Origin of the sequence: Ezakiella sp. (genome assembly GCF_034180565.1) — a bacterium.
Taxonomy (GTDB): Bacteria; Bacillota; Clostridia; order Tissierellales; family Peptoniphilaceae; genus Ezakiella.
On record NZ_JAXFOB010000010.1, the window covers coordinates 197,672 to 210,576 of the forward strand.

At 37.8% G+C, this 12,905-nt stretch carries 13 protein-coding genes and 1 tRNA gene; 1 reads left to right on the top strand and 13 read right to left on the bottom strand.

The window, feature by feature from the left end; all coding sequences use genetic code 11:
* Positions 1-49 precede the first annotated feature (49 nt).
* Positions 50-1,297 carry a D-serine ammonia-lyase gene (locus tag SPI61_RS02770; protein WP_321136610.1) on the top strand — a complete coding sequence of 416 codons (1,248 nt, stop codon included), beginning with the start codon at positions 50-52 and terminating at the stop codon, positions 1,295-1,297.
* Between the two features lie 44 nt (positions 1,298-1,341).
* Here SPI61_RS02770 and SPI61_RS02775 read toward each other — a convergent pair whose 3' ends face one another.
* From SPI61_RS02775 to SPI61_RS02835, 13 genes are all read right to left on the bottom strand, one after another.
* Positions 1,342-2,385 (bottom strand): M42 family metallopeptidase, encoded by a 1,044-nt coding sequence (locus SPI61_RS02775; protein ID WP_321136611.1) that lies wholly within the window; start codon positions 2,383-2,385, stop codon positions 1,342-1,344.
* Between the two features lie 50 nt (positions 2,386-2,435).
* The gene (locus SPI61_RS02780; RefSeq protein ID WP_321136612.1) at positions 2,436-2,849 is read right to left on the bottom strand and encodes a type II 3-dehydroquinate dehydratase; all 414 of its coding nucleotides are present in this window, start codon (positions 2,847-2,849) and stop codon (positions 2,436-2,438) included.
* Positions 2,846-3,355: a shikimate kinase gene (locus tag SPI61_RS02785; protein ID WP_321136613.1), complete on the bottom strand. Its 510-nt coding sequence runs from the start codon at positions 3,353-3,355 to the stop codon at positions 2,846-2,848. The genes SPI61_RS02780 and SPI61_RS02785 overlap by 4 nt, the downstream gene beginning before the upstream one ends.
* Complete coding sequence (locus SPI61_RS02790) at positions 3,352-4,290, bottom strand: chorismate synthase (protein WP_321136614.1); 939 nt, start codon at positions 4,288-4,290, stop codon at positions 3,352-3,354. The genes SPI61_RS02785 and SPI61_RS02790 overlap by 4 nt, the downstream gene beginning before the upstream one ends.
* Positions 4,287-5,450, bottom strand: a complete 1,164-nt coding sequence (locus SPI61_RS02795; protein ID WP_321136615.1) for a hypothetical protein — start codon at positions 5,448-5,450, stop codon at positions 4,287-4,289. The genes SPI61_RS02790 and SPI61_RS02795 overlap by 4 nt, the downstream gene beginning before the upstream one ends.
* Positions 5,408-6,388: a 3-dehydroquinate synthase family protein gene (locus SPI61_RS02800; RefSeq protein ID WP_321136616.1), complete on the bottom strand. Its 981-nt coding sequence runs from the start codon at positions 6,386-6,388 to the stop codon at positions 5,408-5,410. Before SPI61_RS02800 ends, SPI61_RS02795 begins: the two co-directional genes overlap by 43 nt.
* Positions 6,376-7,083: a 3-deoxy-7-phosphoheptulonate synthase gene (gene aroF / locus SPI61_RS02805; RefSeq protein ID WP_321136617.1), complete on the bottom strand. Its 708-nt coding sequence runs from the start codon at positions 7,081-7,083 to the stop codon at positions 6,376-6,378. The genes SPI61_RS02800 and aroF overlap by 13 nt, the downstream gene beginning before the upstream one ends.
* Positions 7,076-7,813 carry a shikimate dehydrogenase gene (locus tag SPI61_RS02810; RefSeq protein WP_321136618.1) on the bottom strand — a complete coding sequence of 246 codons (738 nt, stop codon included), beginning with the start codon at positions 7,811-7,813 and terminating at the stop codon, positions 7,076-7,078. The genes aroF and SPI61_RS02810 overlap by 8 nt, the downstream gene beginning before the upstream one ends.
* A complete protein-coding gene (locus tag SPI61_RS02815; protein WP_321136619.1) occupies positions 7,806-8,744 on the bottom strand; it encodes a gluconeogenesis factor YvcK family protein in 939 nt (312 codons plus the stop codon). The genes SPI61_RS02810 and SPI61_RS02815 overlap by 8 nt, the downstream gene beginning before the upstream one ends.
* Positions 8,737-9,588, bottom strand: a complete 852-nt coding sequence (rapZ, locus tag SPI61_RS02820) for an RNase adapter RapZ (RefSeq protein ID WP_321136620.1) — start codon at positions 9,586-9,588, stop codon at positions 8,737-8,739. The genes SPI61_RS02815 and rapZ overlap by 8 nt, the downstream gene beginning before the upstream one ends.
* A gap of 4 nt (positions 9,589-9,592) precedes the next feature.
* Positions 9,593-10,438, bottom strand: coding sequence for a UDP-N-acetylmuramate dehydrogenase (gene murB, locus SPI61_RS02825; RefSeq protein ID WP_321136621.1), 846 nt, complete (start codon positions 10,436-10,438; stop codon positions 9,593-9,595).
* A 134-nt stretch (positions 10,439-10,572) separates the two neighbouring features.
* Complete coding sequence (locus SPI61_RS02830; RefSeq protein ID WP_321136622.1) at positions 10,573-12,333, bottom strand: ABC transporter ATP-binding protein; 1,761 nt, start codon at positions 12,331-12,333, stop codon at positions 10,573-10,575.
* Between the two features lie 493 nt (positions 12,334-12,826).
* Positions 12,827-12,902: transfer RNA gene (locus tag SPI61_RS02835), tRNA-Thr, on the bottom strand.
* Positions 12,903-12,905: the final 3 nt, after the last annotated feature.

Consider the following 12,905-nt stretch of genomic DNA (forward strand, 5'->3'; position numbering starts at 1 on the left):
CTTCTTTTCTTTTTATCAAATTTAAATATAAAGGAGACAAAACTAAACTATGGATAATGAATTAATAGCAAAACTAAAATCCGACAAAGAATTTTTGTGGATAAATCCGAATTTCTATAAGAGAGCGATATATGGCGAAGTGTCAAGCGAAGAAATAAATAAGGCAAATAATCTGCTATTAAAATTTGCACCTTTTTTAAAATCTGCTTTCAAAGAACTCGAAACGACAGACGGCATCATAGAGTCCCCTCTTTTGAATCTCAACAAATTCGGAATAAAAAATTTGTATTTAAAAGAGGACAATCTCCTTCCGATTGCAGGAAGCGTGAAAGCGAGAGGTGGGATTTTCGAAATTTTAAAATATGCCGAAACTCTTGCAGCAAATGCAAATCTAATCGATGTTGAAAAAGATTGCTCGCAATTTGATTCTGATGTTTTTCGAAAGTTTTTCAGCGAGTACAAAATTCAAGTCGGCTCAACCGGAAATCTCGGTATTTCAATCGGTCTGATAAGCGCAAAGCTCGGTTTTAATGCAATTGTTCATATGAGCAAGGACGCAAAAGATTGGAAGAAAAAACTGCTTCGAGAAAACGGAGTTAATGTCACTCAATATGATTCAAACTACAGCGAAGCGGTCAAAAATGGACGAATGCTTTCGGACGAAGACGAGAAAAGTTATTTTGTTGACGATGAAAAATCAATCAATTTGTTCCTTGGCTATTCAACCGCAGCTCTGAGACTAAAAGAACAACTTATAGAAAAACATATTTCGGTTGACGATGAGCATCCGCTATTTGTATATATTCCTTGCGGCGTCGGCGGAGCGCCTTCGGGCATTTTGCACGGTTTAAAAACTGTCTTTGGCGAAAATGTGTATGTATTTTTTGTCGAACCTGTAAGAAGCGCGTCAGTTCTTCTCGGTATGTCAACCGGTTTAAACAGCAAAATCAGCGTTCATGACATAGGCATGGACGGAAAAACTGAAGCTGACGGACTTGCTGTAGGAAGAGCGAGTGAATTATGTTGCAAATCCTCACAAAACACTCTCTCCGGCATATTTACTATAAATGAAAATTCGATTTTTGAACTTATGAAGGAGCTTTATAAAAAAGAGTCTGTTTTTGTCGAGCCGAGCGCCGCAAGTTCAATGATTTTTACAAAGTTTTTAGATGATGACGAATTTATAAAATTTATAAATAAAGAAGAAATATCCCCTGAAAATATAACCCACATCGCGTGGTCAACCGGAGGTATGCTCGTTCCAGAAAGCGAGCGAGAAAAACTTTTAAAGAAATAAAAAAATGGCTAACTATTTCATATAGTAGCCATTTTAATTTGCTTTTATTTTGCAAGTACATATGCGATTGCCAAGTCAGTTGTTGCTTTGATACCGTCTTTGTGTGTACGTTCAAAGCTGTGGCTTGCGTCAACACCCGGTCCGATGAGAGCTGCTCTTACATCAACACCTGCTCTTTGTGCTGCGGAAGCATCTGAGCCATAGAACGGATAAATGTCAAGCACATATGGAATGTCATTTTCCTTTGCGAGCTTAATAAGCTTTCTCTTCATATCGATATCATATGGTCCGGTTGAGTCCTTTACACAAATAGTTGTTTTTTGTTCGTCTGATGTTTGTCCAGGTCCAGGAGCAGCCATATCAACTGAAATAAATTCAGTAACTTCTTTCGGAACTCCTGCGCTTGAGCCGTGACCGACTTCTTCATAGTTTGAAATGAATAGATATGTTGTTCTCGGTGGAACAATATTGTTTTCTTTCATATATTTTGCAATTCCGACAAGTGTCATAACGCAAGCTTTGTCATCAAGGTGACGACTCTTCAAATAGCCTGAATTGCAAAGTCTTGTGCCTGTGTTGTAGTAAACAAAATCTCCAACTTGAATTCCAAGTTTTTCCAAATCTTCCTTGCTCTTTACAACTTCATCAACACGAATTTCAAGATTCTTGTCATTTCTTTCAATTGATTGTGTGAGCCCACCATTTACGTGGCTTGATGCAGCTGTGGTCATGATTGTTCCCGTGTATTCTTTTCCATCTTCTGTCGGAATTGTGACTTCAAGTCCTTCAACGGTTGCCCATGAATATCCGCCGAGCATGCTCATTTTTAAACGACCGTTCGGTTTTAATTCCTTGACCATTGCGCCGAGTGTGTCGACGTGTGCAGACAATAGAAGAGCGTCATCTTTGTTTTCACCTTCTATTTTGCAAAGTAATGCGCCTTTTCTTGTATATTCGCAAGGATAATACTTTTCAAGTTCATCCTTAACAAATTTAACTGCTTTTTTTGTGTCACCTGTTGGTGAAGGGGTCTTTAAAAGTTCAATACCAAAATTGATAATATAATCTAAATCATATTTAAATGCCATAAAATACCTCCTTAGTAATATATTTTTATTATAACATTTTTATCCTGAAATTACAAAAAATAGCTAAGCGCCATTTTGTATACATAATCTCCAAACCCTGCAATAACTCCGTCTGCACCGCGAGCCGTAAGCAAGTTTCTTCTCTCTTCTTCGCGTCTGAACACATTTGTGATATGCACTTCAACTTTCGGCACATCAATCGAAAGAAGCGCATCCAAAATCGCAATGCTGTAGTGCGAATATGCACCCGGATTTATAATAAGTCCGTCGTAATCTCTGAGCTGAATCCTGTCAATTATCTCACCTTCTGAATTTGACGTGAAAAATTCTATTTCATTGTCATTTAAATCCGCCATAGACCTCAATTCATTTTCGATGTCCGTAAGCGACTTTGTGCCGTATTTTTCCGGCTCTCTTATGCCCAAATATCTAAGATTTGGACCATTTACCACTAATATTCTCATTTGACAATTCCCATCCTTCTAAGTTCATCTTTTATAAAACTTGCTGTCAAAAATAATCCTTTATCGACCTTTACTTCCATATCGCAAAAATCTCTGTACTTATCAATCCGCCTTTCGTACAGCGAATTTAAAACCTTGTCCTTGTTGTTACGAAGAAGCGGTCTATTTTTGCTGGTCAAGACTTTTCTGATTTCATTCAAATCGCGATTAATAAAAATAACAAATCCGTTTTGTTTTAACACCTCTTTATTGCACGCTCTCTCAACGACACCGCCGCCGGTTGCAACAACAGTTCTGTCATATTTGCTCATAATGTCGACGAGCGCCTTTGTCTCCTCAATTCTAAAAAAATCTTCGCCGATTTCAAAAAGTTCGTCGACAGTCATGCCTGATGTTTTTTTGATATATCTGTCCGAGTCAATTGCCTTGTAACCAAGCATTTTTCTTAGCTCGAGCGAAAGGGTCGTCTTTCCGCAACCCGGCATCCCGATTAACACTATATTCACTTTGACCCTCTCCTTATTAAATCATATAAAACTATCGCCGTCATAGACTCCAACACGACTCGAACGCGTTTTGAAATATTCTTGTCGTGTCTTCCTCCAAATTTTACATTTAATGCATTATACTCTTTGTCCGACGTTTGGATTTGAAAATCATGTGTTTGAATCGGTTTCAAAAGCGTATAAAAATAAATTTCTTCGCCGTTTGTTATTCCACCGTCAACTCCACCCCAATAGTTGTGTTTGAGTTTCGGCTCGCCTTCTTTTATTTCATATTCATCATATATTTCTTCGATTGTTTTAGAGTACAAATTTTCTATTTCTCCGAAGTTTACACCCTTAACTGCAGGTATTGAAAACATCGCATGTGCAATTTCCGATTCAAAACTGTCGAAAAAAGGCTCTCCGACACCGGCCTTAACACCGTGAACAGACACTTTTATTCTGGCTCCCGTTCCGGATTCGCCGAATATTATTTTTGATTCAATCGTGATGCCCATTTTTGAAAGTATGTCTATAACGACAGAACCTGCAACAACTATCGGTGCCGTCATCCTTCCCGAAAATATTCCACCGCCTGTTCTAAAAGCATTGCCGCTATATTTTATATATTTCGAATAATCCGCATGTCCCGGTCTAAATATGTTCGATATTTTATCATAATCTTCCGGTTTTATATCCTCGTTTTTAATAGCAAAAGTAAAAGGTGCTTCCGTCGTGTGTCCGTCCTCCAAACCTGACACAAATAATAATTCATCCCTTTCAACTCTTTTTGTCTCGCCTTTTGCACTCGGTCTTCGCCTACTAAGATCCGATTCTATTCTTTCGAAATCTATCTTCGTTCCTGCAGGGAGTCCCTCCAAACTTCCTCCGACACAAATGTCATGGGAAGCTCCGAAAATATTAAATTTTACAACTGTTCCAATAGAAAAACTCATCTCATCCTCCCCAAAAAACTATATAGCTCGTAGTGTGATTTTTTTAAGCACTCTTTATTTTTAAGAACGACTCTCCCCTTGTGAAAACATGAAAGTATGAGCGCCATATGAAAAATCCTGTGCTCTTTAGGATTAAGATAAATCGAACGTTCGGAATCAAAATCCGAAGTTCTTCCGCCTATCACAATTGTGTCTCCTCCAATCGAAACGGCGTAGCCGAACATATTTAAAACTTTTTTTATTTCATGTGTTCTATTTGATTCCTTATACGCAAGATTTTTTATACCTATAATTTTATATTTTTTTCCATTCAATCCCGACTTTATTGCAAGAGCCGCTGCAAAAACCGGTGCAAGGTCCAAATTGTTTTTTAGATCGAAAGTGCATTTGTCTGATTTTAACCACTCCGAAATAATATTGTCAGTCGATTTTGCAGCTTTTGTTTTCGGCATATCGCCGTCAAGTCTATTAAAATATTTTAAAATTTCAAAAAATGCCCTGTTGCTCATGTCTTCCGGCACATTTACTTCCAGCCTTTCCGCGTCATTATTCATTCTTCGAATTGCATCTTCGGTTTGTAGTAAATATTGAACATTTGCCCCATCGCCATAACTCACATCAAATTTATTAACCCCCGCCATCATCATGCCGGATGCAAACTGTGTCGACTTTGAAATGTCGACGTCAAATTTTCTATGAGTTATTTTTCCTGAAAATTCAATCGAATCCTTTGATTTTTTAAAATCAATTCCCTCATCTTTAAAAAGTTTTTCGTAATAATCAAGAGGTCTTTCAAAAAGCCGCTCGCTCCCTTCGAACTTATGCTTCTTGCCATCCAGAAAAACCGGAATCAGAAATCTTAGACTGCTCCCGCTGTCTTTTAGGTAGTGCGTATCTTTCTTGGTTTTCCACTTCGGAAAAAGTGTAAGTTCCGAAATTTTGTCAAAGCGACTATTGTAATATTTGAATTGATAATTATCGTAAAGTGCTGAAAGTGTGATATTCGCATCTTCGGAAAAACTGAAGTTCTTAATTTTTGTCGGTTTATTTAATACATAACTCAAAACCAAAAATCTGTGGCTGTAGCTTTTTGAAGCGCACGGTAGATATGGGAATTTTAAATTTTCATCAAAACCTTTTTCAAACTCTCTTCCAACCACGCTCTTTTTACCCTCACAATCTTCCCTTTACCGATAGCTTCAACAACCGGAATATCTATAAATTCCTTGTTCACAGCTTTTTTATCTGCACTGAAATCAAATTCTATATCCGTTTGAATCTCCGGTTTTCCATATAAAATCTCATAAAATTTTCGAAAAATTCGAATCGTTTCTTCATCGGAATATCCGAGCATCGACTCCATAAAAAGTCCAATCGCAACAGCCTTTCCGTGGCTAATTTTGTAACCTGACTGACCTTCCAAAAAATGCGCAACCGTGTGTCCTACGTTTAAAAGATTCCTTATGCCCTTGTCTTTAAAATCCATCTCAACAATTTGTGCTTTTTTTAAAGGCGCGTATTCTGTCATCTTTTCTATGAGTTTATCCTTTTCGTCGGCTTTTAAAAGCTCAAACATCTCCATTGCAACCTCTCTATCAAATAGAGTTGCAAGTTTAAATCCTTCGACAAATCCGTCTTTCAAATCCTCTTCTTCAAGAGTTTTTGTAAAATTCGAATCGATATAAACAATTTCCGGCTCTTTAAAAATTCCGACATTATTCTTCGCATTCATAAAATTTATTGCACACTTGCCGCCAATCGCCGCATCCGTCATCGATAAAAGTGTCGTCGGGAGAATTATATGCCTTATCCCTCTCATGTAAATGCCCGCGGCAAAAGACGCGACATCCGAAATCGTTCCACCCCCGACAATATAAAGTGTCGAATTTCTAGTGAGCGACAAATCGTGCATTCTCTCAACAATTGAAAACAGAACTTCTTTTGTCTTTGCACATTCGCCCGCCTCGATAAACATTGTGTTTTCCGGAAAAATTTCCGGATATAAATCCTTCAATTTCTCATCTGCAACAACCAAATATTCTTCCGAGTCAATATAGTCGTATTGATTTTTTATGGATTTTAAAATTATTTTTTCCACAAATCCTCCACAATTTTGTCGAATGTCTCGAGCGGAATTGTTTGCTTCGAATCGCTCAGAGCAATTTCCGGATTTTCATGCACTTCAACAATAATTCCATCAGCTCCGGCAGCAACAGCCGCTCTCGCCGCACGTCTTACAAAATCACGTCTTCCCATCGAATGGCTCGGGTCCGCAATGACTTTGTAGTCCGTGTTTTCTTTGATGTAAATTATGGCACCGATATCCAAAATATTTCTCGTTACATCATCGAAACTTCGAATCCCTCTTTCGCAAAGAGTAATCTTGTGATTCCCCTCAAGCTTTATATATTCCGCCGCCTTTAAGAATTCATGAACCGTATTTGAAAAGCCCCTTTTTAATATGACGGGTTTATCCGTTTTTCCAATCTCCCTTAAAAGCTCAAAATTTTGCATATTTCTTGCGCCGATTTGAAAAACATCGACATGGTCATAAAGTTTCTCAATCTGGCTCACACCGACAACCTCTGTGACGGTTTTCATACCCATTTCCCTGATTTTATCGAGAATCGGCAGACCTTTCCAACCAATCCCCTGAAAATCTTTCGGATCGGTTCTCGGCTTAAAAAGTGCCGCTCTCATTTCAGTTATTCCGCGTTGTTTCAGTTCGCGCGCAAGCGAAAGAGCCTGTCTCTCGCTTTCTATTGAACATGAACCCGCAATAATTCTAATCATTATCCTCACCCTTATATAACTTGTATGCTTCCACCGCCTGGTAGTAGAGCATATCGTATCCATTTTTTATTTCTACACCCTGTTTTTCCATCTCGCTTAAAAAAAGTGTGCGTTCAGGCGTATAAATAATGTCCACTGCCGTTTTCTGTGAATCGAATTTTTTTGTAATAATCGCCCTATCCTCGTTAAAACCGACGCTTGTGGCATTGATAACATTTGCAAAATCGCAATTTTTTAAATCATAAATAAAATTTAGGTCCGGCTTTATCTTTAAAAGCATGTCATTTTGACTTGAATCTCTCACATACAAAGTCAAATCAAAATCTTTAAACGCATAGATTAGAGCTCTCGCAGCTCCTCCTCTTCCAAGAATAAGCGTTTTACCAATTCTAAGAAAGTTTTCGTATGCTCTCTGTGCTCCGTACACGTCAGTGTTATATCCCACAAACTTTCCATTTTTGTTTATAACCGTGTTCGCAGCATTTAGAACATTCACCGCTTCCGACATATCGTCAAGATATTTTATTATTTCCGATTTATATGGCGCAGTAACATTAAATCCTCTTGCTCCCGTTTCCTTTATAAATCTCACAAATTTCGGAATCTCTTCCGGATTCATGTCCGCATTTTCGTACAAAAAATCTATATTGTCCTTTTCCGACAGTTCTCGATAAATCTCTCCGGAGCGTGAATTCTTAATATTTTTTCCGAGCAAATAACATTTATACATAAAAAAGCTCCGAAAGTGTTTCGGTTATATTTGTTGCATTGCTCCTCACATATCCGCTCTTTACCTCGAGAAATTCACCGGTAATAAGTTTCGAATCCAACATTTCTCTATCCTCGTCTGTAACTTCAACCGGCATGCTTCCTTCAAAGCTATATTTTTCGATGAGTTCCCTTTTCGGAAGTACATCGTTTGCAAGTACATAATCAATTTCACGACCGAGATATCTCTCAACTTCCTCGACATGATTATATAGCGAGTAGCCCATAGTTTCCTCAGGTTGAGTCATTACATTCGCAATATATACAACTTTTTTGTCCTTTAGCGCCTCTCTAACTCCATCAACAAGGAGATTGCATATAACAGACGTGTATAGACTTCCCGGTCCCAATGTGACCACGTCAGCGTTTAAAATCGCCTCTTTGGCATGCTCCGAAATATTTACATGATTAATCAAAGAAAGTTCTTTGATTCCGGCTTTTCTCTTTAAAGCGAAAATTGCAATCTCGGACTCGCCCCTTACTTTCACACCGTCTGAAAGAACTGCGCACAAATCCATATTGTCAATTGTGACTGGATAAACCTTGCCCTTTAAATTTAAGACATTGGAAACAACTTGAATTCCGTCTTCAAATGAGCCTTCGCTCTTAACCATCCCTGCAATAATCAAATTCCCGAGTGACTGCCCTTTGAGAGAGCCATCTTCGAATCTATAACTCAAAAGTTTTCTCAAGTCGTCCGGCGCTTCCGAAAGCGCCAAAAGACAGTTTCTTATATCTCCCGGCGGTAGCATGTTAAGGTCCTCTCTTAAAATCCCGCTTCCACCACCGTTGTCTCCAACCGTGACGATTGCAGCTACGTCAAATTTTTTCTTGAGTCCGTTTAATAAAACGCTGAGTCCTGTTCCGCCGCCTATTGCTGCAAGTTTAATCATCGTGCGCCTCATCCAAATCTCGATTTATAATTGTAATACTTATTCCCGACTCTTTAAGAAGTTCCGCAAGTCTCCTTGCAACACTCACCGAGCGCTGTCTTCCGCCGGTGCATCCGAAAGCAACAATAAGTTGCTCCTTGCCCTCATTTTCATAAAGCGGAATCAAAAACTTCAATAAATCGTGCACTTTTTCTATAAACTCGACGCTCTCTTTTTGAGCCAAAACAAAGTCATAGCAATCCGAATTGTATCCACTCTTGAGCTTAAGCTCCGAAACATAATATGGATTTGTGATAAACCTAACGTCAAAAACTAAATCCGCATCGAGAACAATGCCGTTTTTAAATCCGAAAGTTTTGAAAATAACTGAAATTTCATTTTTATCATTTAAAACTAAACTGTGAATAATATTTTTAAGCTCACCTAAAGTCAAATTCGTAGTGTCAATCGGAATCGAAAGATCCATAACTCTGTCCATGAGTTCTCTTTCCTTTTGAATGCCGTCGACAATCGTGCCGCCGGGACTCATCGGGTGAAGTCTTCTCTTCTCCTTGAATCTTTTTATAAGCGCATTGTCGCTCGCATTTAAAAACAGAACTTTTGCACCGTAATCATCCTTCAAATCTTTTATCGTTTTATAAAGTTCACGCTTAAAAACACGTCCCCTTTGGTCAAGCGCAAGTGCAATTTTATTTATCTCCGGCGTTTCCTCCATAAGTTCAACCAAATCTCTTATAAGAGGCGTAGGCAAATTGTCAATTGAAAGATAGCCTTCATCTTCCAAAACATTTAAAGCAGCAGTCTTTCCGGCTCCGCTAAGTCCCGTGACTATAACAATTTCCATAACATCACCTCAAAATCTTGACTTCGGTTTCCAAACTTATTCCCGTCTTATCAAGTACAATATCATGAACCTTTTGAATAAGCAAAACCACATCTTCATAGCTTGCATTGTCGACATTTATAATAAAGCCCGCGTGTTTCTTTGAAACTTCCGCCCCTCCGATTCTAAGTCCTTTAAGTCCGCATTCATCTATAATCTTTGAAGCAAATCCGTTTTCCGGTCTCTTAAACACACTTCCGCATGAAGGATAGTCAAGGGGTTGCTTTTCGCGTCTTCTGCCGTTCAAATCATTTATAACTGCTTCAATTTCCTTTTGGTCACCCTCTTCTCCGATAAAAGTCGCCCCAACAATTATTTCACCGTTTGTTTGAAATGAACTGTACCTTTGCGAAAAATCAAGCTGTTCTTTTGTATATCTTACAACTTTGCCGTCTCTGATTGCGCTAACACTTTCCAAAACATCGCTTATAACCGGTCCGTAAGCTCCTGCATTCATAAAAATCCCGCCACCTATAGTTCCGGGAATTCCGTCCAAAAATTCAAACCCTTTCAAATATGACTTAAGTGCAAATCTGCTCAAAGCTTTCATCGTGACTCCGGATTCGGCGATAATTCTATATCCGTCCTTTCGAATTTTGGAAAAATTGTCCCTTAAAATCATAAAACTTTTATCATAATATCCGTCCGGAATAATGAGATTCGAGCAATTTCCTATTACAATTACATCCTTACATTTATTTAAAACATCTAAAATATCGTCGGTGTCTTCAGGAAAAAAAATCTCTTTCACATTCCCTCCGACTTTCATCGACGTATATGGTTTAATAGATACATTTTTCAATACTTCCATATTCCACCTCATACATACATTATACCCAATTATGAGCAATAAAAAAAGAGCACTTTCTAAGTTTTTAGACACAGTGCTCTTTTTAAATTGTTATAATTTTTGTACGGATAAATTAAAAATTTTTCATATTAAAACTAGTTTTGTGCATTAAACAGCTCGAAAAACTTTCCGTTTGCATTCATCAACTCATCGAAGCTTCCTTCTTCAACAACTTTTCCGGCATCGAGCACAATAAACTTCGTTGCTCTTTTCAAGCCTTGAATTCTGTGCGTGGTAAAAATTGCCGATCTTATATTTGAGTCTTCCAAAAGATTTTCCCAAAAAACTTTTTCTTGTATCGGATCAAGCGCGCTCGTCGGTTCGTCAAATATCAGCACATTCCCGCCGTGATAGAGAGTTCTTGCGGTTGCAATTCTTTGCCACTCGCCACCTGAAATTTCCACGCCGTCATTGTAAATTTTGCCCAAATGCGTTTCCATATTATTGCCGAATTTTTTAAGTACTGAATCAGCACCTGCACGATTTATTGACTCAACGAGATCATCCTTGGAATTTTTATTTATATTGCTCAATTCCACATTTTCTCGGAAAGTGATTTCGTATTTGTTGAAATCCTGAAAAAGTACTCCAAATGAACTTCTAAGCTCTTCGACATCGTAATCCTTGATGTCTTTACCATTTATGAGAATTTGACCGCTGTCGGCGTCGTATAGCCTCAATAAAAGCTTCATAATTGTAGTTTTCCCCGAGCCGTTTACGCCCACAATTCCAAGCCTGTCCCCGACGTTAAAATCGAAACTCACATTATTCAATGCATAGTCGTCTCTTCCCGGATATTTAAAGGATACATTTTTAAATTCAATTTTATTCACATCGTTGCAATTTGAATCTCCGGAAGCCATATTGAAGTCGAAATCCAAAAATTCAAAATAAGTATTCATAAAAAGTTCCGTTTCAAGAAGCATCGAGCCTTCTTCGATAAATCTTATGGAGCTTCTTGCTGTGTATAAAAGATAATTTAGAAATAGCGAAAGAGCTCCGATGGTGTAAATTCCGGCGACCACGTTTTTCACAAATAAAACTATTGTTATGGATAAAATCACGACTCCAAAAATTGAAACAAGCACTCCGGCAAGCCCCTTCTTTCTTCTGTCTTTAGCGGATTCCCCGTTAATTCTATCAATAATTTCATCGTAATCTTCTTTAAATTTGTCTCCATATTTAAAGACAACTCTTTCTTTTGAAAAGTCTCTCCCCAGCAATATGTCCCTGTAATAGTTTAATTGCTTTACAAAAGGCGATCTCGTGACCGTGTTTTCATAAGCTGCTACTTGGAGTTTGTAGACGATATAACTTTGAGGGAAAATACCCACCAAAAATGCAAGCGGAATCCAAATGGAATAAGCCGAGAGCTGGGCAAACATAACGACAATTGTAACGAAAATTCTTATGATAGAAAATGAAAATACAATCAAATTTATCGGTCTGAATGCAATTTCCATTTGAAGCATATTGAGCCTGTCGTAGAATTCAGGATTGTCCAATGTGTTTAAGTTATCCACTTCGGAAACTTTATTAAAAAGATCCATGTTCACCTTTTTAACAAGTGAATCCGTGCATTCCCCTTGCACAATCATCATCAGCGGCCCCACCAAAAAATCTATGAGCACCGCAATAATAAACGGCAGCATTATAAGTATTGCCGATTTAACATCCGATAGCGTTTTTACACTGTCTATAAATTTTGCAATCGCCGTCGCTTGAACTACCGGAATAAAAATTTGCAGCGCCAAAATTATCATAAGAAATGTAACTTTGGTCGGTGCACTTTTAAAAATCAGGCCAAGAGACCTAAAGAATGTTTTAAAATATGACGGCTTTTCAGATTTATTCATATTTTCCTCCTATAGTTTTTCACCACATGTTACCATCTCCATCTAAAATAACAAGATTTTCAGTGTCTAATATAAAATCTATTTTATGAGAGAAGATGTGTGATTTTAGTTAAGTACTTTTTTGTGTGTAATTAATATATTTATAATATATTTTCTATGATTAATTACATTTATAAAATTCTTTCACAATATTTATACCCAAAAAAAATAATTAAACCAAAATTGTACTAATAATTATTATTAATTTATTTTGTATACTCGGTCCCGCCGACTTCGAAACCACCGACAGATTTTATGTAATAAATCGAGCTCGTGAGTTGGTAAAAGCAGTAGATTTTTTACAATAATGTGAAGTTCAAAACTGCACATTTTGTTATCAGTTTGTTAGCAGCTTGTTAGCAGTAGACGTAAAAATATATGATTTTACGTTGATTTTTCGAAAATTCACAAAAATAAAAAAACGCTACAACCATTAAAATTGCAACGTTTTGATTGGTGCTGAAGACAGGAATCGAACCTGCGACCTGCTGGTTACGAATCAGCTGCTCTACCGACTGAGCCACTTCAGCATG